Origin of the sequence: Actinomadura sp. WMMA1423, assembly GCF_006547145.1 — a bacterium.
Taxonomy (GTDB): domain Bacteria; phylum Actinomycetota; class Actinomycetes; order Streptosporangiales; family Streptosporangiaceae; genus Spirillospora.
Genome location: NZ_CP041244.1, coordinates 7,522,817 through 7,546,928, shown reverse-complemented (window position 1 = coordinate 7,546,928; position 24,112 = coordinate 7,522,817). Strand labels below are relative to the sequence as shown.

Here is a 24,112-nt window from a genome sequence, read left to right as displayed (position 1 = left end):
GTAGGGGTTCTCGGGCCGGGGAAAGCGAAGAGCAGCGGGGCCTCGGGGGCCTCCGCTGCTCTTCTGCGAGATCGGACCGGTTCGTGCGTGTCGGGCCGTTGGTGCGGTGTCGGGCTGTTCGTGCGGTGTCAGGCCGTTCGTGCGGTGTCAGGCCGACTTCTCGCGCGGCTCGCGCTTCGGGCGGTCGCGCGGAACGAGGGTCGGGTTGACGTGCTCCAGCACGGCCTCGCGGGTGATGACGACGCGGGCGACGTCCTGGCGGCTCGGCACCTCGTACATCACCGACAGGAGCACCTCCTCCATGATCGCGCGGAGGCCGCGGGCACCGGTGCCGCGCAGGATCGCCTGGTCGGCGATGGCCTCCAGGGCGTCGTCGGTGAACTCCAGGTCGACCCCGTCGAGCTCGAAGAGGCGGTGGTACTGGCGGACCAGCGCGTTCTTCGGCTCGGTGAGGATGTTGATCAGGGCCTCGCGGTCCAGGTTGTGGACGGAGGTGATCACCGGGAGCCGGCCGATGAACTCGGGGATCATGCCGAACTTCAGCAGGTCCTCGGGCATGACGTCGCCGAGCACGGCCGACGACACCTCGAAGTCGGACTTGGAGCGGATCTGCGCGCCGAAGCCCATGCCCTGCTTGCCGACCCTGGACTCGACGATCTTCTCCAGGCCGGCGAACGCGCCGCCGCAGATGAACAGCACGTTGGTGGTGTCGATCTGGATGAACTCCTGGTGCGGGTGCTTGCGGCCGCCCTGCGGCGGGACGCTCGCGGTGGTGCCCTCCAGGATCTTCAGCAGGGCCTGCTGGACGCCCTCCCCCGACACGTCCCGGGTGATCGACGGGTTCTCGCTCTTGCGGGCGATCTTGTCGACCTCGTCGATGTAAATGATCCCGGTCTCGGCCTTCTTGACGTCGTAGTCGGCCGCCTGGATCAGTTTGAGGAGGATGTTCTCCACGTCTTCCCCGACGTAGCCCGCCTCCGTCAGCGCCGTGGCGTCCGCGATGGCGAACGGGACGTTGAGCAGCTTGGCGAGCGTCTGCGCGAGCAGCGTCTTGCCGGATCCTGTGGGGCCGAGGAGCAGGATGTTGGACTTGCCCAGCTCGACCAGGTCGTCGCGGCCGGTGTCACCCGACTGGATCCGCTTGTAGTGGTTGTAGACGGCTACGGAGAGCGCCTTCTTCGCCGTCTCCTGCCCGATGACGTAGGAGTCGAGGAACTCGTAGATCTCCCGCGGCTTGGGCAGGTTGTCCCACTTGAGGTCGGAGGTCTCGGAGAGCTCCTCCTCGATGATCTCGTTGCAGAGATCGATGCACTCGTCGCAGATGTACACGCCCGGACCCGCGATGAGCTTCTTGACCTGCTTCTGGCTCTTCCCGCAGAACGAGCACTTGAGCAGGTCACCGCCGTCGCCGATGCGTGCCACCCAACCGTCTCCTTTTCGTGGGGCCGCCAGCCTTGGAGGATGCGGCGCAGCTGGTCTGCGTCCCGGAGGCTCACGACGTCGCAATCGACGTTACCGCCTCCAGCGGACTTGGAAAGCCCCTCGCCCGGAAGTGTGACGACCGGGCTGGGGGACTCCCTCGTCCTCGTGCCGTCTCAGGACGACACTACCTCGGCCTTCCGCTTCCTGCTGGCGAAGACGTCGTCGATGAGGCCGTAGTCCTTGGCCTCGGCCGCCGTGAGGATCTTGTCGCGCTCGATGTCGCGGCGGACCTCGTCGATGCCCTTGCCGCTGTGCTCGGCGAGGATCGTCTCGAGCAGGTCGCGGATCCGCATGATCTCGCGCGCCTGGATCTCGATGTCGCTGGACTGCCCGTAGGTGCCCTCGGTCGCGGGCTGGTGGATCAGGATCCGCGAGTTGGGCAGCGCCGCCCGCTTGCCCGGCGTCCCGGCCGCGAGCAGGACCGCCGCGGCGGACGCGGCCTGGCCGATGCACACGGTCTGGATGTCGGGCTTGACGAACTGCATCGTGTCGTAGATCGCCGTCATGGCCGTGAAGGAGCCGCCGGGCGAGTTGATGTAGATGCTGATGTCGCGGTCGGGGTCGATCGACTCCAGCGTGATCAGCTGCGCCATCACGTCGTTGGCGGACGCGTCGTCGATCTGCACGCCGAGGAAGATGATCCGCTCCTCGAAGAGCTTGTTGTACGGGTTCATCTCCTTGACCCCGTACGTGGTGCGCTCGACGAACGACGGAATGATGTAGCGGTCGTCGACCGGCTTCGGAGCGCCGCCCGCGTACGCGGCGGGGCGGACCGTATCGCTGAAACCGGGTCGGATGAGGTCGCTCACTGTGTGCCTCCGAATCGTTGTGAGGTCGTCAGGAGACGGGGCCCTCGGAGGGCACCTGGTTGGCGCTGAGCACCACGTGGTCGACGAACCCGTAGTCCTTGGCCTCGTCGGCGGTGAACCAGCGGTCCCGGTCGGAGTCGCGCTCGATCTGGTCGAGTTCCTGGCCGGTGTGCTCGGCGATCTTCTCGGCGAGCGTCTTCTTCACGTAGAGCATCTGCTCGGCCTGGATCTTGATGTCGGAGGCGGTGCCGCCGATGCCGCCGGACGGCTGGTGCATCATGATCCGCGCGTGCGGCAGGGCGTACCGCTTGCCCCTGGCGCCCGCGCACAGCAGGAACTGCCCCATCGAGGCGGCCAGGCCCATGCCGACCGTGACGACGTCGTTCGGGACGTACTGCATGATGTCGTAGATCGCCATGCCGGCGGTGACGGAGCCGCCTGGCGAGTTGATGTAGAGCGTGATGTCGCGGCGGCCGTCCTCGGCCGACAGCAGCAGGAGCTCGGCGCAGATGCGGTTGGCGATGTCGTCGTCGACCTGCTGGCCGAGGAAGACGATGCGCTCGCGCAGCAGCCGCTGGAACAGCTGGTCGCCCAGAGGCAACAGGGGCGCCTCGGCGACCCGCGCCTGGATCCGCGACGACTCGTCGAAAGTCGGAGGCATGCTCACCGGGTGTTCCTCCGGTCCTTTTAATCGGTTCGGATGCTTGGACATTAACGCGCTCACGGGCCCACTCACGCCCGGGGGCCCGGCTTTTCGCCAGGGGCGTACCCGGGGCGGCCCCGGCGACTCACGCGTTGGGGACGATCTTCACCGCCGCAGGCCCGGCGGGACGCCCCTACGCGCGCGCCCCGCACCCGTCGTACGGATGCGGGGCGCGCCCGGTGCTTCGAGGACGTCCAGAAGGCTCTAGGCGTCCTTGCTCTTGCCGTCCTGCTCGTCGGCCGCCTCGGCGGCCGGGGACTCCTCAGCGGCGGCCTCAGCCGTCGCCTCGGGGGTCTCGTCCTTCGCGGCCTCGGCGGCGCCCTCACCGGCGTCGGCGGAGGCGTCCTCGCCGCCCTCGCCGTCCTCGGCCGGGGCGGTCTCGCCGTTCAGCTCGCGCTGGACGGCGTCGACGTCGATCTCGTTGCCGGACTCGTCCTTGACCGTGACGTGCTCGACGACCAGGTTCAGCGCCTTGCTGCGCAGCACCTCGGAGACGATCGCGGGCAGCTGGTTGTTCTGCGTCAGGTACTCGGCGAGCTGCTGGGGCTGCACGCCCATCTGCATCGCCTGCGTGACGACGTACTCGCTGAGCTCCTCGTTCTCGACGCCGAGCTCCTCCTGGACGGCGAGCTGGTCGAGCACGAAGCCGCCCTTGACCGCGAGGCGGGCCGCGTCGGCGACCTCGGTGTCGAACTCCTCGGCGGTCTTCTCCTCTTCCTCGAGGTAGTCGTCCTTGGACATGCCCGCCATCTGGAGCTGCTGCTCCAGCTGCTGGTTGCGGCGGCCGATCTCCTCTTCCACGACCTTCTCGGGGAGCGGGATGTCGACCTTCTCCAGGAGCGCCTCGAGGGCCTTGTCGCGGGCCTCGGACAGCTGCTGCAGCCTCACCTGCCGGCCGAGCCGGTCGCGCACGTCCGCGCGCAGCTCTTCGATGGTGTCGAACTCGCTGGCGAGCTGGGCGAACTCGTCGTCCAGGTCGGGCAGGTTCTTCACCTTGACGCTCTGCACCGTGACGGTGATCTCGGCCTCCTCGCCGGCGTGCTCGCCGCCGACCAGGGTGCCGGTGAAGGTCTTGTCCTCGCCCGCGGCGAGGCCGGTGATGGCCTCGTCCAGGCCCTCGATGGCGGAGTTGCTGCCGACCTCGTAGGAGTAGCCGCTGGTCGAGGCGTCCTCGATCTCCTCGCCGTCGATGCGCGCGACGAGGTCGATGGTGGCGAAGTCGCCCTCCTCGGCCGCGCGCTCGGCGCCGGTGAGGGAGGCGAAGCGCTCGCGGAGGTTGCCGATGGTCTCCTCGACCTGCTCGTCGGTGACCTCGGCGTCCTCGACGACGACCTCCAGGCCGTCGTAGTCGGGCACCTCGAACTTCGGCCGGATGTCGACCTCGGCGGTGAAGGCGAACTGGGTGCCGTCCTCCAGCTCGGTCACCTCGACGTCGGGCTGCCCGAGCACGAAGATCTCGGACTCCTCGACGGCGCGGCCGTACAGCTCGGGAAGCGCGTCGTTGACCGCCTCCTGGAGGACCGCACCCCGGCCGACGTACTTGTCGATCAGCGGGGCGGGAACCTTGCCGGGCCGGAAGCCCTTGATCCGCACCTGCTGCGAGATCTCCTTGTACGCCTTGTCGAGGTTCGGCTTGAGCTCGTCGAACGGAACCTCGACGGTGAGCTTGACCCGCGTGGGGGTCAGCTCCTCGACATCGGTCTTCACTGGGGTCGGTCTCCTTGATCGGGCGCTGTCTCGGCCGCGGCGTTCGACGCGTGCTGTTCCTCTTTGCCTGCGAGCCCTCGGCCTCCACGCAGCGGTGCACCGTGGTGCTCGACCGTGGTGCTCGGCCGGTCAGTCTCTCAGCGGCGCGGGCACGCCGAGTACGGCTCCGCGCCTTTCGCGCGGCCAAGTCTATGGGGTCGCAGCGCCGTCTGCGGACATCGGAGGCCCGCGACCCCGGCGAAACCGCGTCAACGATGCCGCACGGGCAGTGACATGGGACACCGGAACCCCCATACTCGTCCGGGATGAACGGGATAGCCGCGGCCTTCAGTGCGACCGGTCTCTACTACCTCGGGTTCGCCGTGTTCAAGCTGGCGGCGGACCGGATGCCCCCTGTCCGGGGCAACCGCATCCCGCACCTGGTGTGGACGGTCGTGAGCAACTGGGTCTTCCTCATCGCGCTCGGGATCGTGCTCGGCGGGCTCAGCCTGCAGATCCTCGCGCTGCGCAACCTGCCCCTGTCCACCGCGGTACCGATCTTCATGTCCGGCATCGTGCCGCTGCTGCTGATCGCGCTGGTGTTCTTCGGCGAGCGGCTGACCGCGCGCGAGTGGCTCAGCCTGGTGCTGATCGGCGCGGCGATCCTGCTGCTGACCGGGTCGCTGCGCGGGGACGAGCCCATCGGCTCCGCCGACGCGCCGCTGTGGAAGGTCGCCGCGGTGGTCGCCCCCGCGGTGATCGTGCCGCTGCTGATCCTCATCCTCGGCGACCACCGGCCGGACGGCCGGCACGCGCGCCCGGTGACCGGCATCGCCTACGGGCTGAGCTCGGGCTTCCCGGTCGGCACCGCCGAGCTGGCGATCAAGGGGTGGAGCGACGACGCGCACGCCACCAGCCTGCGGATCACCGCGACGCCGTGGCCCTACCTGACGGTGCTGGCGGCCGCGGTCGGGTTCGGGATCATGGTCATGGCGTTCCAGCGCTGCCGGGTGTCGATCGTGGCCACCGTGATGACGGTGAGCGCGAAGACCTACCTGCTGACCATGGGCACCTTCCTCTACGCGGAGCCGTGGCCGCAGGACGTGGGGCGCTCGGCGATGCGGCTGGGAGCGCTGGCGCTGGGCGCGATCGCCGTCCTCCAGTTCCCCCGGCACCGGCCGATTCCGGACGCGCCCGACGACCCCGCCCGCGCGGAGGCCGCCGACGCGGACCCGTTCGGCAGTACGGCCGTCGGGGGGCCCGTGCTGGGCGCCCCGCTCCTCGGGCCAGGGCATCAGCAGGCGCCCCCGGTGCCGCCGCAGCGCTCCCCGTACGCGACCGACCCGCTCGGCAGGGGCCCCTACGACCGGCCCGAGGGCCCGCCTCCGGAGGCCGCGCCTCCGCAGCCGCGCCGTCCCGTCCGTCCGCAGCGCCCGACCGAGACCGGCTCGGACGGGCGCTGGCGCGGTTTCGGCGACGGCTGAACGGCGTCCCGGCCTGAGCTCGGGACGCCGCCCGTTCGGCGTCGCCCGGTCTCAGCGGCCCTTGCCGGAGCGGCCCTTGTCCTTGCCGGGCAGGCCCTTGTCCAGGCCGGCGCGCCTGAGGGCGTCGGCCATGGCGCCGCCGCCGGAGAAGTCGCCGCCGCCCTGCCCGCCGCCGCCCTGCCCGCCGCGGCGCTGCCCGCCCCGCTGGTTCCGGCCGCGCTGGTCCTGACCCCGCTGGTCCTGCCCGCGCCGCTCCTGGCCGCGCTGGGCCTGCCCGCCCTGGTTCTGTCCGCCCTGGTTCTGTCCGCCCTGGTTCTGTCCGCCCTGGTTCTGTCCGCCCTGGTTCTGTCCGCCCTGGTTCTGCCCGCCCTGGTTCTGCCCGCGCTGGGTTCGGCCGCCCTGGCCCTGGCCGCGCCGTTCCTGGCCGCCGCGGGCCGGACGTGCGCCCCGGTCGCGCTGCTCGCCGCGCCGGCCGCCGCCCTGCTGGTCGCGGCCCGGCTCGTCGTCCAGGCGCAGGGTCAGCGAGATGCGCTTGCGCTGCAGGTCGACGTCCAGCACCTTCACCCGGACGATGTCGCCGGGCTTGGCGACCTCGCGCGGATCGGAGACGAACTTGTCCGACATGGCGGAAATGTGCACAAGCCCGTCCTGGTGGACGCCGACGTCCACGAACGCCCCGAAGGCGGCGACGTTGGTGACGACGCCCTCCAGGAGCATGCCGGGTTCGAGGTCGGCGAGCTTGTCGACGCCCTCCTTGAACGTGGCGGTCCGGAACGCCGGGCGCGGGTCGCGGCCGGGCTTCTCCAGCTCGGCGAGGATGTCGGTGACGGTCGGCAGCCCGAAGGTCTCGTCGACGAACTCCGCCGGCGTGAGCGAGCGCAGGACGGCGGTGTTCCCGACGAGCGCCTTGATGTCGGTGCCGGCGGCGTCCAGGATCCGGTGGACGACCGGGTAGGACTCGGGGTGCACGCTGGAGGCGTCGAGAGGGTCGTCGCCGCCGGGGATGCGCAGGAAGCCGGCGCACTGCTCGAACGCCTTCGGGCCGAGCCGCGGGACGCCCTTCAGCCCGGTGCGGCTGCGGAACGGGCCGTTGGCGTCGCGGTGCGCGACGATGTTCTCCGCGAGGCCCTCGCCGATGCCCGACACGCGGGTGAGCAGCGGCGCCGAGGCGGTGTTGACGTCGACGCCGACGGCGTTCACGCAGTCCTCGACGACGGCGTCGAGGGAGCGCGACAGCTTCACCTCGGAGACGTCGTGCTGGTACTGGCCGACGCCGATCGACTTGGGGTCGATCTTGACCAGCTCGGCGAGCGGGTCCTGCAGGCGGCGGGCGATGGACACGGCGCCGCGCAGCGAGACGTCCATGCCGGGCAGCTCGCGGCCCGCGTACTCCGACGCCGAGTACACCGACGCGCCCGCCTCCGACACCATGACCTTGGTCAGCTTGAGGTCGGGGTGCCGGGCGATCAGGTCGGCGGCGAGCTTGTCGGTCTCGCGCGAGGCGGTGCCGTTGCCGATGGAGACGAGGTCGACCCGGTGCTCGCGGGCCAGCCGGGCGAGCGTCTCGATCGACTCGTCCCACCTGCGGCGGGGCTCGTGCGGGTAGATGGTGTCGGTCGCGACGACCTTGCCGGTCGCGTCGACGACCGCGACCTTGACGCCGGTGCGCAGGCCCGGGTCCAGGCCCATGGTCGTGCGGGTGCCCGCGGGCGCGGCGAGCAGGAGGTCGCGCAGGTTGGCGGCGAACACGCGGACCGCCTCGTCCTCGGCCTCCTGCCGCAGCCGGGTGCGCAGGTCGATGCCGAGGTGGACGAGGATCCGGGTGCGCCAGGCCCACCGGACCGCGTCCGACAGCCACCTGTCGGCCGGACGGCCCTGGTCGGTGATCTGGAACCGGCGGGCGATCTCCACCTCGTAGGAGCTGCGCGCGGCGGGCTCGTCCCCCGCCTCCTCGGGCTCCAGGTCGAGGTCGAGGACCTCCTCCTTCTCCCCGCGGAACAGCGCGAGGACGCGGTGCGAGGGCAGCTTCGCGAACGGCTCGGCGAACTCGAAGTAGTCGGAGAACTTGGCGCCCGACTCCTGCTTGCCGTCCCGGACGCGCGAGACCATGCGGCCCCGGTTCCACATGCGCTCGCGCAGGGCGCCGATGAGGTCGGCGTCCTCGGCGAAGCGCTCGACCAGGATGGCGCGGGCGCCCTCCAGCGCGGCGGCCGCGTCGGCGACGCCCTTCTCCTCGTCCACGAAGGCGGCGGCCTCGGCCTGCGGGTCGCGGGACGGGTCGCCGAGCAGCATCTCGGCGAGCGGTTCGAGTCCGGCCTCGCGGGCGATCTGTGCCTTGGTGCGCCGCTTCGGCTTGTACGGGAGGTAGATGTCCTCCAGCCGCGCCTTGGACTCGGCCGCCATGATCTGGGCCCGCAGCTCGCCGGTCAGCTTGCCCTGCGACTCGACCGACTCCAGGATCGCGGCGCGGCGCTCGTCCAGCTCGCGCAGGTAGCGCAGCCGCTCCTCCAGCGCGCGGAGCTGGGCGTCGTCGAGCGCGCCGGTCGCCTCCTTGCGGTAGCGGGCGATGAACGGGACGGTCGCCCCGCCGTCGAGCAGGTCCACCGCGACCCGCACCTGCCCCTCGCGGACGCCGATCTCCTCGGCGATGCGCTCGGTGATGGGCCGGAGGGCGGGCCTTTGGCCCTGGCCGTCGGACGTCTGGCTGATGGTCGCTGTCACAGCTTGGATTCGCTTTCTCCCCTGGGTGTCGCCGTGCATTGTCCAGGGAACGGGGCCTGTTGTCTTGTCACGCTCGAATGACGGTAGGCCTAACCCCACCGCCATGGTGACGAAGAGGGGGTCTAGCACCACCGAGCCCCAGGCCGCGAACGATGACAATGGTGGAGGTCCTACGGCGAACCCCTTGGAGGAACGGTGAGCGAGCTACTGCGCGGGTACGGGCGGCGCGCCCTCACCGCCTTCGTCCGGGCCGTCGTCCAGATCGTGCTGGCGTTCGCGGTGAACCTGCCGGTGTTCATCCTGACCGTGCTGTCGGTCGCGTTCATCCCGCTGGGGGTCGGGGTCGTGCTGGCGCCGGTGATGTTCCAGGCGATCCGGACGGTCGCCAACCAGCAGCGCGCCTGGGCGGCGGAGTGGTCGGGGGTGCGGATCCCCGTCCCGTACCGGCCGGAGCCCGCCGGGGCCGGCCCCTTCGGCCGGCTGAAGTGGATCCTCACCGATCCGGCCTCGTGGCGCGACCTGCTGTGGGCGATCCTGAACGTCCCGGTCGCGCTCGTCCTCGGCATCCTCGCGGGGGGCCTGACGCTCTACGGGCTGGAGGGCGTGCTCGTGGCGCCGTGGGTCGCGCTGCTGACCGACTACGGGTGGGGCCCCTTTTGGACGCTGGACGAGTGGGGCGCGGTCGGCTTCGTCGGGACCGTCGTGCTGGGCGCGGCGCTGACCGCGGCGGGGGTCCGGCTCGGGCCGTCGTTCCTGAAGGCGCACGCGACGTTCTGCCAGTCGCTGCTGGCGCCGACCCGGGGCGCGCTGGCCGAGCGCGTCCAGCGGCTCACCGAGACGCGGTCGGACGCGGTGGACGCCTCGGCGGCCGAGCTGCGCCGCATCGAGCGGGACCTGCACGACGGCGCCCAGGCCAGGCTGGTCGCGCTGAGCATGAACATCGGCCTGGCCGAGGAGCTGATGAAGCACGACCCCGAGACGGCGAGCAAGCTCCTGGCCGAGGCCCGCGAGGCGAGCGGCACGGCGCTGACCGAGCTGCGCGACCTGGTCAGGGGCATCCATCCGCCGGTGCTGGCCGAGCGGGGGCTCGACGGGGCGGTGCGCGCCCTCGCGCTCACCCTGCCGCTGCCCGTGGACGTCCGGATCGACCTGCCCGGACGCGGCGACGCGCCGGTGGAGTCGGCGGCGTACTTCGCGGTGGCGGAGATGCTCGCCAACGTCGTCAAGCACTCGGCCGCGCGGCGCGCCTGGGTGCAGATCGAGCACACCGGCGACCGGCTGATCATGATCATCGGAGACGACGGGACGGGCGGCGCGGACCCGGCGGCGGGGAGCGGGATGCGCGGTATCGAACGCAGGCTCGCCGCGTTCGATGGGACGATGGCGGTGACGAGCCCGGTGGGCGGGCCGACCATCGTGACCATGGAGCTGCCGTGCGCGTTGTCATCGCCGAAGACCTCGCCCTCCTCCGGGACGGGCTGATCCGCCTGCTGGGCGCGTTCGGCTTCGAGGTCGTCGAGGCGGTCGACAACGGGCCCTCCCTGCTCCGGGCGCTGACCACGCACCGCCCCGACGTGGCGGTGGTGGACGTCCGGCTCCCCCCGACCTTCACCGACGAGGGGCTGAAGGCCGCACTGGAGGCGCGCAAGGAGATCCCGGGCCTGCCGGTCCTCGTGCTGTCGCAGCACGTGGAGCAGCTCTACGCGCGGGAACTGCTGTCGGACAGCACGGGCGGCATCGGCTACCTGCTGAAGGACCGCGTGTCGGACGTCAAGGTCTTCGTGGAGGCTGTGCGCCGGGTCGCCGCCGGCGGCACCGCCCTCGACCCCGACGTGGTCGCCCAGCTGCTCACCCGGCACACCCGCGAGGAGCCGCTGCAGCAGCTCACCCCTCGCGAGCGGGAGGTGCTCGGGCTGATGGCCGAGGGCCGCACGAACGCCGCGATCGCCGCGAAGCTGTTCGTCACCGAGAAGGCGATCAGCAAGCACACCAACAGCATCTTCGGCAAGCTCGGGCTGCCGCCGTCCGAGGACGACAACCGCCGCGTCCTGGCCGTCCTCGCCTACCTGGGCGGCTGACCGGCGGGGCGCCTCACACGGCCCAGGGCGGGACGATCCGCTCGTCCCCCTGGGGCGCGATCGCGCAGCGGGTCTCGTCCACCAGGGCCTCCGGGTCGTAGACGAGGCAGCCCGCGCGGGCCGCGACGACGGCGGTGAAACCGGTGTCCCCCGTCGCCATCTGGCGGGGCGCGCCGGCGGGCAGGACGACGGTGTCGCCGGCGCCCGCCTCCAGCTTGCGGCCGTCGAGGTCCACGACGGCGGCGCCGTCGAGGAACGTCCACACCTGCTCGGTGTCGAACGCGTGCAGCGGGCCGGTCCTGCCCGGCCTCCACTCCACGCGCCAGACGGCGATCCCCTCGGTGCCGCCCTGGGTCGGCGTCGCGGCCGTGGTCATCACGGCGTTCGGAGTCTCGGTCCGGCGGCTCTCGGCGCTGCGGATGAGCGTCATGGCTTCCCGTCCCCTAAGTTAGACAATGCGGTTGTCCATATAGTCAACGAGGTTGTCTTTCATGTCAAGTGACGGCGGGCCGCCCGACGCGCCCGGTTTCGAGCTGCCCCTGCGGCTCTTCCTCGCGTTCCGCGCGATCATCGACGAGCTGCACTCCGAACTGGCCGAGCGGGGGCACGCGGACCTGCGCCCGATGCACGGCTTCGTCTTCCAGGCCATCGGCCCGGACGGCACGACGGCGGTGGAGCTCGGCCGCCGCCTCGGGGTGTCCAAGCAGGCCGCCGGCAAGATGGTCGAGTCGCTGGAGCGGGCGGGCTACCTGGAGCGCGGCGCCGACCCCCGGGACGCGCGCCGCAAGATCGTCCGGCTGACCGCGCGGGCGGTGGACTCGCTCGTCCTGTCCGAGCGCATCTTCGAGCGCATCCGGCACGACTGGATCCGGGCGCTCGGCGCGGAGCGCATGCGCGCCCTGGAGAGCGACCTCCGGCGGATGACGCCCGCGGACCTGTGGCGCCTCGACATGCCGGGGTGGTTCGGCGCGCCCTGAGTTTTTCCGCCGCCCGTGACCGTACGGGTCCAGGCAGCCGCTTAGACCACTCGGACCGGCGCGCACGGGTCCCCGGCGGGCCCTTGTCGGCGCCGTTCGGCGCGGTTACGATCGGCGCAATTCTTAGGAAACTTTCCTAAGAGATGGCGGGGATTCCTGTTTGCTTCGGGGGCCGAACCGAACGGAGAACCATGTCACGACCGGGCGGACGGCGGGCCATCGCGCTCGCCGGCGCAGCGACACTGGCGGCGGCCGCCGCCCTGCTCACGGCGCCCCCGGCGTCGTCGGCCGGGGCCGTCACCGCCGCCTGCACGAAGACCTCCGACTGGGGCACCGGTTTCGAGGGCAAGTGCACCATCACCAATGGCGGCGGCGCGGCGATCAGCAGCTGGAAGCTGGAGGCGGACCTGCCGTCCGGGACGTCGGTCGGCAGCGTCTGGGAGGCGACCAAGACCGTCTCCGGCAACCACTACACCTTCACCAACGCCGGCTGGAACGGCGCGATCGCGGCCGGCGCCTCCGCGAGCTTCGGGTTCGGCGGCACCGGCTCCGGCTGGTTCACCGGATGCACGATCAACGGCGGGACCTGCGACGGCTCCACTCCCCCCGGCGACGACACCGAGGCCCCCTCGGCCCCGTCCGGCCTGCGCTCCACCGGCAAGACCTCCACCAGCGTGTCGCTGGCCTGGAGCGCCTCGACCGACAACGTCGGCGTCACCGGCTACGACGTCTACAACGGCTCCGCCAAGGCCGCGTCGGTGACCGGGACCAGCACCACCGTCGGCGGGCTGTCGGCCAAGACCGCCTACACCTTCACCGTCAAGGCCAGGGACGCCGCCGGGAACGCCTCCCCCGCGTCGGCCCCGGTGTCGGTCACCACCGACGAGGGCGGCGGCAATCCCGGCGGCGGCGGCAAGGTCGTCGGGTACTTCACCAACTGGGGCGTCTACCAGCGCAACTACCACGTCAAGAACATCGAGACGAGCGGCTCGGCCGCCAAGCTCACCCACATCAACTACGCGTTCGGCAACGTGACGGGCGGCCAGTGCGCGATCGGCGACTCCTACGCCGACTACGACAAGGCCTACACCGCCGACCAGAGCGTCGACGGCGTCGCCGACACCTGGGACCAGCCCCTGCGCGGCAACTTCAACCAGCTGCGCAAGCTGAAGAAGCTGCATCCCGATCTGAAGGTGCTGTGGTCGTTCGGCGGCTGGACCTGGTCCGGCGGCTTCGGCCAGGCCGCCCAGAACCCGGCCGCGTTCGCCGAGTCCTGCTACAAGCTGGTCGAGGACCCGCGCTGGGCCGACGTCTTCGACGGCATCGACCTGGACTGGGAGTACCCGAACGCCTGCGGCCTGACGTGCGACACCAGCGGGCCGGACGCGTTCGGGAAGCTGATGGCGGCGGTGCGGGCCAGGTTCGGGTCCGGCAACCTCGTGACGGCCGCGATCACCGCGGACGCGAGCGGCGGCGGCAAGATCGACGCCACCGACTACGCGGGCGCCGCCCAGTACGTCGACTGGTACAACCCCATGACCTACGACTACTTCGGCGCCTGGGACGCCAAGGGGCCGACGGCGCCGCACTCGCCGCTCACGTCCTACCCGGGCATCCCGCAGCAGGGCTTCAACACCACCGACACCATCTCCAAGCTCCGCGCCAAGGGCGTGCCGGCGGCCAAGCTGCTGCTCGGGATCGGCTTCTACGGCCGCGGCTGGACGGGCGTCACCCAGTCCGAGCCGGGCGGCCCCGCCACGGGCGCCGCACCCGGCACCTACGAGGCCGGCATCGAGGACTACAAGGTCCTCAAGGGCAAGTGCCCCGCGACGGGGACGGTCGCCGGGACCGCCTATGCCAAGTGCGGCAGCGAGTGGTGGAGCTACGACACCCCGTCCACCATCGGCGGGAAGACGGGCTTCGCCAAGAACCAGGGTCTCGGCGGCGCCTTCTTCTGGGAGCTCAGCGGCGACACGGCGGGCGGTGAGCTGATCACCGCGATCAAGAGCGGTCTCGGCTGAGCCGTTCGCAGGAGGGGACTCCCAGCCCCTCGGCAGGCCGAGACTTTCGGGCCCCTGACCAACCGGACGCCGGTCAGGGGCCCGCCCCTTTCACCGAATCAGGCGAACTCCTCTCGGAGGCCGGACCCACCGAGCCGGCCGACCGGCAGAGGCGTGCGGTCGTAGATCATGGGAACGGCCAGAGTGCCGCCGGCCCTTCCGCGGGGCACACGACGTGAGGAGCTCTTTTGCACGGCTGGACGCTGGGCAGGACGTACCGGAGCGATGCGGGAGAGGTCCGGTGGGAGGTGCTTGGGGAAGAAGGCGCGGCCCCCGTCGTCCTCCTGCACGGCACACCGTTCTCCTCGTATGTGTGGCGAGGTGTCGCGCGCGCTTTGGCGATGACCCATCGGGTGTACGTCTGGGACATGCCCGGCTACGGGACGTCAGAGATGAGCGACGGGCAGGACGTCTCGCTGGCGGCGCAAGGAGGCGTCTTCGCCGAACTGCTGACGCATTGGGGCCTGGACGAGCCGTCCGTCGTGGCGCACGACTTCGGCGGCGCCGTGGCCCTGCGCGCGCACCTCCTGCACGGTGCGCGCTATCGCGACCTCGTCCTGGTCGATCCGGTCGCGCTCGCTCCGTGGGGTTCGCCGTTCTTCCGGCTTGTCGGGGCCCACGCGGAGGTGTTCGAGCAGCTGCCGCCCGCACTGCACGGCGCCCTCGTCCGGGAGTACGTGGCATCGGCGAGTCACCGCGGCCTGCACCCGGCCGTCCTCGACGCGCTCGTGGATCCGTGGCTGGGAGAAGCCGGGCAGCCCGCGTTCTACCGGCAGATCGCGCAGGCCGACCAGCATTTCACCGACGAAATCCAAGCGCGCTACGACGAGCTGGATCTGCCCGTCCTGATCTGCTGGGGCGCCGAGGACACATGGATACCGATCGAGAAGGGGCGCGAGCTGGCCGGCCTCATCCCGGGTTCGCGCCTCCGTCCGATCGAAGGCGCGGGGCACCTGGTGCAGGAGGACGCACCCGCCGAGCTGACCGCCGCGCTCACCGCCTTCCTCTCATGATCACGGCGGTGCTGTTCGACCTGGACGGGACGCTCCTCGACCACGAGACGGCCTCGGGCGAGGCGATCGCCGCGACGTTCCCCGACACCGACCCGGCGTGGCTCGTCCCGCGCTGGGCGCAACTGACCGACGAGGCGGTCGAGCGGTACCTGGCGGGCGAGCTGGGCTTCGTCGAGCAGCGCCGCTTCCGGATGGTCGCGCTCGCCCGGGAACTCGGCCTCGGCGACTGGGACGACGCCCGCGCCGACGCGCGGCTCGCCGGGTACGTCGCGCGCTACAAGGCCGGCTGGCGTCCGTTCCCGGACGCGGAACCGGCGCTCGACGCCCTCGCGGCGCGCGGCCTGCGCCTCGGGGTGGTCACCAACGGCGACGCCGCCCAGCAGCACTCGAAGATCGAAGGGATCGGGTTCGCCGACCGGCTCCCCGTCGTCGTGGCCTCCAGCGAGGCCGGCTCCGCCAAGCCCGCCGCCGGGATCTTCCTGGCGGCCTGCGAGGCCCTCGGCACGGAGCCGCACGCGGCCGCCTACGTCGGGGACCGGCTCGTCACCGACGCTCGGGGCGCCGCCGCCGCCGGCCTCACCGGCGTGTGGCTCGACCGCTCCGGCGGCCCGGAACCCTCCGCGCTGGACGTCCCGCGCATCACCACGTTGGCCGCCCTCCCGCCGCTGCTGGCGGACTGACTCTCCCGCGGGCGGTGGGCACCGCCTCCGCGGCGGCGGCGCGCACCTGTGGCGCTCGGCCGGTTCAGCCGGTCTGGAGGACCGCCTCGATCTCCAGGACGATCTGGATCCTGTCGCTCAGCGCCAGCCCGCCGCCCGCGAGGGTCGTCGCCGCGCCCACACCGAACTCCAGCCGGCTGATCTCACCCGTCGCCGTGAACCCGGCGCGGGCGCCCTTGGACGGGTCGTCCTGCCGGAACGGGTCGGGGCCGAAGCCTCCGACCTCCAGCCGCAGCGGGACCTCCCTGGTCAGCCCGCGCAGCGTCAACTCGCCGTCCAGCACGAAGTCCTCGCCGTCGGGGCGCACGCCGGTGGAGCGGTAGGTCATGGCGGGGTGCTTCGCGACGTCCAGGTACTCGGCGGACCTGAGGTGCTCGTCGCGCTGCGCGTTCCCGGTGTCGACCGACGCCAGGTCGATCGTCGCGGTCACCGACGATTCGAGCGGATCGGCGCCGGTCACGATCATCCCGTCGAACGTCCCGAAGCGACCGCGGACCCGGCTGACCATCAGATGCCGGACGGTGAAGCCGATCCCGGTGTGCAGGGGGTCGATGGTCCAGGTTCCGGCGACGTAGCCGGGGATCTCGACAAGCTGGGTCGTCATCGTGTCTCCTACGGTTATGGAAGGTAAGGCGGTTCCGATCGGGAACCGCCTCCATGGTGCGGACCCCCCACCAACCGGCACAAGAAGGCACTTTTTTCTGCCCTGGTCACCTGGAGAGAACCAATGGAGCACACCGTCGCGGGCTGCCGCGCCCGCGAGATCCTCGACCGGATCGGCGACAAGTGGTCGCTGCAGGTCATCGCCGTACTCGGCGAGCGCACCAAGCGGTTCACCGAACTGAAGCGCGAGATCGACGGCATCAGCCAGCGGATGCTCACCGTCACGCTGCGCGGCCTGGAACGCGACGGCATCGCCACCCGGACCGTCTACCCCGTGGTGCCTCCCCGGGTGGAGTACTCCCTCACCCCCATGGGCGCGACTCTCATGGACGCTGCCTCCACCCTCGTCGTCTGGGCCGAGCGACACCTCGAAGAGATCGACGCTGCCCGCACCGACTACGACGCCCGCCAAAACGACGTGCGGGACGAGGACGGCCGCCGCTAACGTGGACGGCGATGGTCATTCACGAGGTGGGACGGCGAGCTAGCCGCGCCGAGCCGGGGAACGCGCAGACGTGCCCGGCCCGGCTCGGCGGTGTGCTCTGCCATCCCATCGACCTCGTGAGGCCGTCCCATGCGCTCGACTGACATCCGTTCCACCTTCCTGGGCTTTTTCCAGGAGCGCGACCACCGCGTCGTGCCGTCCAGCCCGCTGATCCCCTCCGATCCCACGCTCCTGCTGGCGAACGCGGGCATGAACCAGTTCAAGCCGTACTTCCTTGGCGAGACCACGCCCGAACACCCCCGCGCGGTGTCCGTGCAGAAGTGCGCGCGCACGTCCGACATCGAGAACGTGGGCCGCACCGCGCGGCACACCACGTTCTTCGAGATGCTCGGCAACTTCTCCTTCGGCGACTACTTCAAGGCGGAGGTGATCCCCTGGGCGTGGGAGCTCCTCACCCGCCACTACAACCTCGACACCCGCCGCCTCTGGGTCACCGTGTACCTGGACGACGACGAGGCCGTCCGGCTCTGGCGGCGCGTCGGTGTCCCCTCCGAGCGGATCCAGCGGCTCGGCATGGAGGACAACTACTGGTCGATGGGCATCCCCGGCCCCTGCGGACCGTCCTCCGAACTGCACTACGACAGGGGGCCGTCCTTCGGGCGAGAGGGCGGGCCCGCGGTGGACGGCGAGCGCTACCTGGAGCTGTGGAACCTCGTCTTCATGCAGAACCTCCGCGGAGAGGGCTCCGGGAAGGACGGATATCCCATCCTCGGCGAGCTGCCCTCACGGAACATCGACACGGGGCTCGGTCTCGACCGTCTCGCAGCGGTCCTGCAGGACGTCGACACCGCGTGTGAGACGGACACGCTCGCGCCGACGTTCAGGCTCGTCCAGGAGATGGCGGGCCGCGGCTACCCGGGTCGCGACGGCAGCGACGACTCGACGTCCTTCCGCGTCGTCACCGAGCACTCCCGCTCGATCGCGTTCCTGGTCGCGGACGGCGTCATGCCCGCCCGCGACGGCCGCGGCTACGTCCTGCGCCGCCTGATGCGCCGCGCGATCCGGCACGCGCGAAGGCTCGGCATCAAAGGCCCGGCCCTGCCCGCACTGACCTCCAGCGTCGTCGGCACCCTCGGTGACACCTGGCCGGAGCTGGCGCGGCGGTCCGAGCTGATCGAGCAGGTCGTCACGGCCGAAGAGGAGGCGTTCGAGCGGACGCTGCGCCAGGGCTCCCAGATCCTCGACGCGGCGATCGGCGGCGCCACGACCACCATCTCCGGACGGACGGCGTTCGAACTGCACGACACCTACGGCTTCCCGATCGACCTGACCGTCGACGCGGCGCGGTCGGCCGGCCTCACCGTCGACGAGGACGCCTTCGCCGAGCTCCTCGAGGCGCAGCGCCGCCAGGCGCACCGCGCCGGCCAGAGCCGCAAGGACGGCGCGGTCGCGCGGCAGGACCTCTACCGGCACGCCGCGGCGACCCACGGCCTCACCGACTTCGTCGGGCACTCCATCGAAACAGCCGAAACACGGATAGCCGCCCTGCTCGGCCCGGGAGGCGAGGCGCCCACCGCGGTCGGCGGGGAGGAGATCGAGGTGATCCTGACCCGCAGCCCGTTCTACGCCGAATCAGGTGGCCAGGTCGGCGACACCGGCACGATCCAGACATCCGGCGCGACCCTGAAGGTGGTGGACACCCGACTCGGACTGGACGGGCTGCACGTCCACACCGTCCGCATCGTGGACGGCGAGGTCCGCCCCGGCGACGAGGCCGAGGCGGTCGTGGACGCCGACCGCCGCGCGGCCACAGCGCGCTCCCACAGCGCCACCCACGTCCTGCACGCGATGCTGCGCCGCACCCTGGGCGACCACGCGGCGCAGCAGGGCTCCCGCGTGGAGCCCGGACGCCTGCGCTTCGACTTCGCGCACTTCTCCCCCGTCGACACCGGCCTCGTCCAGACCCTCGTCAACGACTACCTCCTCGACGACCCCGAGGTGCGGGTCTGGGAGGCGACCCGGTCGGAGGCGGAACGCGCGGGCGCGATCGCGCTGTTCGGCGAGAAGTACGGCGAGGCCGTCCGCATCGTGGACATCGGGGACGCCTCCCGCGAACTCTGCGGCGGCACCCACGTCGGCCACGGCTCGCAGTCGGGCCCCGTCCACATCGTCGGCGAGTCGTCCATCGGCACCGGCCTGCGCCGGATCGAGGCCCTCACCGGCGCCGACGCCCTCCGCCACCACGACCACACCGCATCGCTCCTGAAGGAGCTGGCGGCGCTGCTGAACGTCCGTCCCGACCAGGCCCCGGACCGCCTCCGCCAACGCCTGGAAACACTCGCGGAGACCCAGCGCCGCCTGGAGACCATGCACAAGGCCGAACTCGACCGCCACGCCGACCACCTGGCGTCCCTCGCCGAACCCGTGCCGGGCGGCTGGCTGGTGGCCCGCTCCGTCCCCGGCCTGACCGGCGCGGACCTCCGCACGATCGCGACCGGCGTCCTCACCCGCCGCGACCAGCGCGGCGTCATCGTCCTCGGCACCGAATCGGACGGCAAGGCGGTACTCGTCGCAGCCGCGGGCACGTCCACCGGCCTCCAAGCCCGCGACTTGCTGACCTCCGCGGCCCGCGAGGTAGGCGGCGGCGCCGGAGGCAAGGGCTCCCTCGCAAACGCAGGCGGCCGCCACCCAGAGAACCTCCCAAGGGCGCTCACGACCGCGGCAACCGAAGCCCGCGCCCTCCTGGCGACGAAGTCGTAGTCGACGTCCGCACGGGGTCACCCGCGCCCCGTGCGGACGCCCATTGGTCGGGCTGGCGGTGTGTTCGCTCAGGACATAGGAAACGCATGTCTCAAGACATAGGAAACTCTGGAAGCCGGATCTGAGGGGTGCCGGAGGGTCTGGCGGTGTCCAGAGCCAGACTTGTGATCACAGCGGTGGTGGTCGAGGGCCGCTCCCAAGGCGAGGTCGCCCGCACCTACGGGGTGTCCAAAGGGTGGGTGTCCAAGCTTGTGGCCCGTTACCGGGCCGAGGGCGAGACCGCGTTCGAGGCCCGGTCTCGCCGCCCGAAGACCTCACCCCGCGCGACGGCCCCCGAGACGGTCGAGCTGATCGTCCGGCTGCGCAAGGAACTGTCCGAGCAGGGCCTGGACGCCGGGCCCGACACCATCGCCTGGCACCTGGAACACCACCACCAGGTCACCGTGTCGCGGGCCACCATCGCCCGGTACCTGACCGCCCGCGGCCTGGTCACCCCGCAGCCGAACAAGCGGCCCCGCTCGTCCTACATCCGGTTCCAGGCCGAACTGCCCAACCAGACCTGGCAGGCCGACTTCACCCACTACCGCCTCGTCGACGAAACCGACACCGAGATCCTGACCTGGCTCGACGACTGCTCCCGCTACGCCCTGCACGTCACCGCATGGCCCCGCGTCACCGGCCCGATCGTCCGTGACACCTTCCGGCAGACCGCCGCCGCCCACGGCGTCCCCGCCTCCACACTCACCGACAACGGCATGGTGTTCACCACCCGCCTGGCCGGCGGCCGCGGCGGCCGCAACGCCCTGGAAGCCGAACTGCGCCGCCTGCACATCAGGCAGAAGAACTCCACCCCCGGCCACCCCACCACCTGCGGCAAGGTCGAACGCTTCCAGCAGACCATGAAGAACTGGCTGCACACCCAGCCCGACCAGCCCGCCGACATCCTCGCACTGCAGGAACTGATCGACCGCTTCACCCAGATCTACAACCACCAGCGCCCGCACCGGTCCCTGCCCCACCGGGCCACACCGGCCGCCATCTACACCGCACTGCCCAAAGACCTGCCCGCCACCAGCCGCGACCACGACGCCCACACCCGCATCCGCCACGACCGCATCGACGACACCGGCGTGGTCACCCTCCGCGTCCACGGACGGCTCCACCACATCGGCATCGGGCGACCCCACGCCCGAACCCACATCATCATGCTCATCAACGACCTGCACGTCCGCGTCGTCGACGCCACCACAGAACTCCTCCGCGAGCTCACCATCGACACCACCCGCGACTACCAGCCCCAACGCAAGAAACCCTCCGAACCATAGGTTCGGAGGGTTTCCGATGTCCTGAGACATCACATTGGTCGGGCTGGCGGGATTTGAACCCACGACCCCTGGCACCCAAAGCCAGTGCGCTACCAAACTGCGCTACAGCCCGCACACCACCGCGGAACGCGATGACGCGAGAAGTGTAGTCCCGATCGCCCCTCGCCCGCTCCGCCCCGGCACACCCGCCCCGAGAACCCTGTACGCTACGGGTTGGCGAAGGGCCCCACCCGGCCCCAAGCACTCGCGGGCGTAGCTCAATGGTAGAGCCCCAGTCTTCCAAACTGGCTACGCGGGTTCGATTCCCGTCGCCCGCTCTCATATTTCCCCAGGTCAGAGCCCTATGGGGCGATCTTGGCCGCCCTTCTGAAGATCATTTGTCACCCATTTGTCACTGGGATCTGGCACGTCTGAGCGGCATCCTGGTTCAACTGTGGGCGTTCGTGATCATGGTCTGGCCGTCCCTGGCGGAGATCAGCACGGCGGCTGATCTCGCGTCCTCAAGGCGGCCCCTCCGTTCCCGGACGTGCGCCCAGCCGCCTGATAGCTGAACCCTCGGTACGTCCGGATCGATGATCTGCCGGGTCCGCGAGTGGATGCCGTCGGCGCCGATCGTGACGTCCGCGTCGAGCCGTTGTCTTCGCCCGGGCGAGGGGGACCGTGCCGACTGGGCGCGGTGGACCTGTTCAGCGCGGTTCGGTGCCGACGGGTCAGGCGTTCTCCGCTGATGACGGTCCGGTGTGGCCGCCGTAGGTGGCGATCTTGTATTCAGTCGCCGCCAGGGACAGGGTCAGTTCCTTGAGCTGCCGGCGGATCGTGTCGCGGTGTTCGAGCAGCAGGTCAAGGCGCTCGGGGACGGTGGCCTCGCCCTCGTCGGCCAGCCGCATGTAGTGCTGAAGGTCGCGCATGGCCATCCCGGACAGGCGCATGCGGGTCAGGAACACCAGTCGCCGTACCGCCGCCGCGTCGTAGCTGCGGTGGCCGCTGGCGTCGCGGGCCACCTCGACCAGGCCGATCCGCTCGTAGTAGCGCAGCGTGTGCGGCGACATGTCGAGCAGGTCGGCGACTTCGGTGATGGTCATGGGGTTGGTGGCGGCGCTGACGTCGACGAGGCGGTGAATCACCTCGACCGACATCGGGCCGTCGACCTCGTCGAGGGCGACGAGCGCCCTCGACATCAGATCGTCGGTGGCCATGACGTCACTCTAGATCGGCCGGGCGGATGCGGGGGCGCCGGGGAAGTCGGCGGAACGCGCGGTCGGGGCCCAGCGTTCGAGCTCCTCCAGGTTGTGCCGGTAGGACCTTCCGATGCGCTCGACCGCCTCACGCCCGAGCGGAAGGCGCAGCGGCAGCTCGTCACCGGCGACCAAGTCCGCGATTATCTCCGCGGCCCGTGCTGGATCGCCCTCCTGAACCCCGTCGGCGCTCGCCATGTCGTTGCGGACCGCCCCCAGCAACCCGGTGTACGCGGCGCTGGCGTCTGCGACCCCGAGCACGTCGGGCGCGTTGAACGAGGTCCGGAACCGGCTCGGCTCGACGATCATCACCCGGACCCCGAACGGCGCGACCTCCCCGGCCAGCGCCTCTGACCAGCCTTCGAGCGCGAACTTGCCGGCCGAGTACGCGCCCACACCGGGGAAGGAGATCCGCCCGCCCTGGCTGCTCATCTGCACGATCGTGCCCGACCCCTGCTCGCGAAAGTACGGCAGGACGGCCCGCACGAGCGCCGCCGGACCCAGCACGTGCAGTTCCAAAGACGCACGAAGCTCCTCCTCGCCGACCTCCTCCGCCGCGCCGACGACCCCGCGGCCGGCGTTGTTCACCAGCACGTCCACCCGACCGAACCGATCGAGCGCCGCCCGTACGACGTCCCCGGCGCGTCCGGTGTCACGCACGTCCAGCTCGGCGACCAGCACCTGGTCGCGGTGGGCGTCCGCGAGGTCGGCCACCGACCGGGGCCGCCGCACGGCCAGCACCACGTTGTCGCCCCGCCCGACCGCGCACTCGGCGATGGCACGGCCAAAGCCCGCCGACGCGCCAGTGATGATCCATGTCCGCTGAATGTCTGGTTGAGATGTCATGCCGGCGACGCTAGGAGTTCGAGCGCGCTCAAACGCAAGCACGGCACCCGCCACTGCTCGTCCACGGTCTGCCTGCCGACGCGTTCACCGCCCCGGTCAGCCTGCCGAGCCGCCTCTCGGGGCGACGGGGCGTGTCAGGGGCCCGGGCGGCCTGGGGCGCTCTCCTCGGCCAGTTGCCAGAGGAGTTCGAAGCGTTCCTTGCACTCGCGGGTGTAGTCGGTGCGGGTTCGGAGGCGGGTCATGAAGAAGCCGAGCTGGCGGTTGGAGGCCGGGACGACTTCGTACGCGACCTCCTCGTCGAAGAGGATGAAGTCGGTCGGACTGTCGAGGATGGCCGGAATCTGGTTGTAGCGAAGCGCCCTGACCTCGATCCCGGCACCGCGCTGCTCCTGGGTGATCGACCGGAAGTCCTCGTCGTTGAAGTCGGGGTCGCCCTCCATGATGAACAGGCGGCGGATGACCACTCCCCGGTTCTTCGCCTCGACCTGGGCCTTGAGGTAGCGCCGGCCGTGCTCGCTGGTCCAGAAGCCCCCGCTGAAGTTGTCCCCCCTGCCGTCGACCGTGGTGGTGCTCGTCGCGTCGAGGGTCTTCATGGTGGCGGTGGTGAGCTGGAGGATCCAGTTGTGGTCCTCGCCGTCGCAGGTCACCTCGCCCTCACCGCGGCTGAGCCTGTCGATCAGATCGGTGTCGCCCTTCACCAGGATCTCGGTGAAGCGCCTGATCAGCGGCGGGCAGTCCTGGCCGAAGTTCACCACGGCCTCGCGGAACCGGGTGAAGGCCTCGCGGTCCAGGGCCGAGTCGCCCAGGGCCTGCTGCCACTTGGCGGACTCGATGGCCAGGTCGGTCGCGCGCATCCACCGTTCGATCCCCTCGACCCGGCCGTCGAAGTCGATCAGCAGCTGCACCAACATGATCACGCCGCCGATCAGGACCGACAGGGTGAGCGACTGGGCGACGTCCTGGTCGGCGACGAAGTTCGTGATGATGAAGGCGAAGGCCCCGGCGGCCGTGGCGACCGCGACCCTTCTGATCACGCCTCCGGTGCTGATCGACGGTAAGGGTTCTCTCGACACGCTCAACCACTTTCTGCCCTGAGGCTTCGCACG

Annotated in this window: 20 protein-coding genes and 2 tRNA genes; 11 read left to right on the top strand and 11 right to left on the bottom strand. The window is 70.9% G+C overall.

Features of this window, described 5'->3' with window-relative positions; translation table 11 throughout:
• Positions 1–147: 147 nt before the first annotated feature.
• From clpX to tig, 4 genes are all read right to left on the bottom strand, one after another.
• Positions 148–1,422, bottom strand: a complete 1,275-nt coding sequence (gene clpX / locus FKD65_RS35020; RefSeq protein WP_141582919.1) for an ATP-dependent Clp protease ATP-binding subunit ClpX — start codon at positions 1,420–1,422, stop codon at positions 148–150.
• Between the two features lie 173 nt (positions 1,423–1,595).
• Positions 1,596–2,201 carry an ATP-dependent Clp protease proteolytic subunit gene (locus FKD65_RS35015; RefSeq protein WP_173395106.1) on the bottom strand — a complete coding sequence of 202 codons (606 nt, stop codon included), beginning with the start codon at positions 2,199–2,201 and terminating at the stop codon, positions 1,596–1,598.
• Between the two features lie 118 nt (positions 2,202–2,319).
• Complete coding sequence (locus tag FKD65_RS35010) at positions 2,320–2,952, bottom strand: ClpP family protease (protein WP_141587275.1); 633 nt, start codon at positions 2,950–2,952, stop codon at positions 2,320–2,322.
• Between the two features lie 246 nt (positions 2,953–3,198).
• Complete coding sequence (gene tig / locus FKD65_RS35005; RefSeq protein ID WP_141582917.1) at positions 3,199–4,701, bottom strand: trigger factor; 1,503 nt, start codon at positions 4,699–4,701, stop codon at positions 3,199–3,201.
• Between the two features lie 305 nt (positions 4,702–5,006).
• On the opposite strand from tig, the gene FKD65_RS35000 reads away from it, so the two are divergent.
• Positions 5,007–6,164 (top strand): hypothetical protein, encoded by a 1,158-nt coding sequence (locus FKD65_RS35000; protein WP_141582915.1) that lies wholly within the window; start codon positions 5,007–5,009, stop codon positions 6,162–6,164.
• Between the two features lie 51 nt (positions 6,165–6,215).
• Here FKD65_RS35000 and FKD65_RS34995 read toward each other — a convergent pair whose 3' ends face one another.
• Positions 6,216–8,885: a Tex family protein gene (locus tag FKD65_RS34995; protein WP_302931565.1), complete on the bottom strand. Its 2,670-nt coding sequence runs from the start codon at positions 8,883–8,885 to the stop codon at positions 6,216–6,218.
• Between the two features lie 195 nt (positions 8,886–9,080).
• Between FKD65_RS34995 and FKD65_RS34990 the strand changes: the two genes are divergently transcribed.
• Together FKD65_RS34990 and FKD65_RS34985 are read left to right on the top strand one after the other, a co-directional pair.
• Positions 9,081–10,367: a sensor histidine kinase gene (locus FKD65_RS34990; RefSeq protein ID WP_240809753.1), complete on the top strand. Its 1,287-nt coding sequence runs from the start codon at positions 9,081–9,083 to the stop codon at positions 10,365–10,367.
• Positions 10,319–10,963: a response regulator transcription factor gene (locus FKD65_RS34985; RefSeq protein ID WP_141582910.1), complete on the top strand. Its 645-nt coding sequence runs from the start codon at positions 10,319–10,321 to the stop codon at positions 10,961–10,963. Before FKD65_RS34990 ends, FKD65_RS34985 begins: the two co-directional genes overlap by 49 nt.
• 13 nt (positions 10,964–10,976) lie before the next feature.
• On the opposite strand, the gene FKD65_RS34980 is transcribed toward FKD65_RS34985, so the two are convergent.
• Entirely contained in the window at positions 10,977–11,393 is a 417-nt protein-coding gene (locus FKD65_RS34980; RefSeq protein WP_141582908.1) for a cupin domain-containing protein, read from the bottom strand.
• Positions 11,394–11,454: 61 nt separating this feature from the next.
• On the opposite strand from FKD65_RS34980, the gene FKD65_RS34975 reads away from it, so the two are divergent.
• The 4 genes from FKD65_RS34975 to FKD65_RS34960 all read left to right on the top strand — a co-directional run bounded on the left by FKD65_RS34975 (position 11,455) and on the right by FKD65_RS34960 (position 15,693).
• Positions 11,455–11,940, top strand: a complete 486-nt coding sequence (locus tag FKD65_RS34975; protein WP_141582906.1) for a MarR family winged helix-turn-helix transcriptional regulator — start codon at positions 11,455–11,457, stop codon at positions 11,938–11,940.
• Between the two features lie 191 nt (positions 11,941–12,131).
• A complete protein-coding gene (locus tag FKD65_RS34970; RefSeq protein WP_141582904.1) occupies positions 12,132–13,961 on the top strand; it encodes a glycosyl hydrolase family 18 protein in 1,830 nt (609 codons plus the stop codon).
• A 242-nt stretch (positions 13,962–14,203) separates the two neighbouring features.
• Positions 14,204–15,013: an alpha/beta fold hydrolase gene (locus FKD65_RS34965; RefSeq protein ID WP_240810390.1), complete on the top strand. Its 810-nt coding sequence runs from the start codon at positions 14,204–14,206 to the stop codon at positions 15,011–15,013.
• Positions 15,010–15,693 carry an HAD family hydrolase gene (locus tag FKD65_RS34960; RefSeq protein WP_141582900.1) on the top strand — a complete coding sequence of 228 codons (684 nt, stop codon included), beginning with the start codon at positions 15,010–15,012 and terminating at the stop codon, positions 15,691–15,693. Before FKD65_RS34965 ends, FKD65_RS34960 begins: the two co-directional genes overlap by 4 nt.
• 64 nt (positions 15,694–15,757) lie before the next feature.
• On the opposite strand, the gene FKD65_RS34955 is transcribed toward FKD65_RS34960, so the two are convergent.
• Complete coding sequence (locus FKD65_RS34955) at positions 15,758–16,336, bottom strand: YceI family protein (RefSeq protein WP_141582897.1); 579 nt, start codon at positions 16,334–16,336, stop codon at positions 15,758–15,760.
• A gap of 123 nt (positions 16,337–16,459) precedes the next feature.
• Here FKD65_RS34955 and FKD65_RS34950 point away from each other — a divergent pair, with 123 nt between their 5' ends.
• The 3 genes from FKD65_RS34950 (at position 16,460) to FKD65_RS34940 (ending at position 20,925) form a co-directional block, all read left to right on the top strand.
• Positions 16,460–16,840 (top strand): helix-turn-helix domain-containing protein, encoded by a 381-nt coding sequence (locus FKD65_RS34950; RefSeq protein ID WP_141582895.1) that lies wholly within the window; start codon positions 16,460–16,462, stop codon positions 16,838–16,840.
• Between the two features lie 129 nt (positions 16,841–16,969).
• Entirely contained in the window at positions 16,970–19,600 is a 2,631-nt protein-coding gene (alaS, locus tag FKD65_RS34945; RefSeq protein WP_141582893.1) for an alanine--tRNA ligase, read from the top strand.
• 146 nt (positions 19,601–19,746) lie between these two features.
• Positions 19,747–20,925, top strand: a complete 1,179-nt coding sequence (locus FKD65_RS34940; RefSeq protein WP_141582891.1) for an IS481 family transposase — start codon at positions 19,747–19,749, stop codon at positions 20,923–20,925.
• 35 nt (positions 20,926–20,960) lie between these two features.
• Here FKD65_RS34940 and FKD65_RS34935 read toward each other — a convergent pair.
• A tRNA-Pro gene (locus FKD65_RS34935) sits at positions 20,961–21,037 on the bottom strand.
• 134 nt (positions 21,038–21,171) lie between these two features.
• On the opposite strand from FKD65_RS34935, the gene FKD65_RS34930 reads away from it, so the two are divergent.
• Positions 21,172–21,242, top strand: a tRNA-Gly gene (locus FKD65_RS34930).
• 393 nt (positions 21,243–21,635) lie between these two features.
• Here the strand turns inward: FKD65_RS34930 and FKD65_RS34920 are convergent.
• From FKD65_RS34920 to FKD65_RS34910, 3 genes are all read right to left on the bottom strand, one after another.
• Positions 21,636–22,121, bottom strand: a complete 486-nt coding sequence (locus FKD65_RS34920; protein ID WP_141582889.1) for a MerR family transcriptional regulator — start codon at positions 22,119–22,121, stop codon at positions 21,636–21,638.
• Between the two features lie 9 nt (positions 22,122–22,130).
• The gene (locus FKD65_RS34915) at positions 22,131–23,006 is read right to left on the bottom strand and encodes an SDR family NAD(P)-dependent oxidoreductase (RefSeq protein ID WP_141582887.1); all 876 of its coding nucleotides are present in this window, start codon (positions 23,004–23,006) and stop codon (positions 22,131–22,133) included.
• Between the two features lie 134 nt (positions 23,007–23,140).
• The gene (locus FKD65_RS34910) at positions 23,141–24,040 is read right to left on the bottom strand and encodes a hypothetical protein (protein WP_141582885.1); all 900 of its coding nucleotides are present in this window, start codon (positions 24,038–24,040) and stop codon (positions 23,141–23,143) included.
• Between the last annotated feature and the right edge of the window lie 72 nt (positions 24,041–24,112).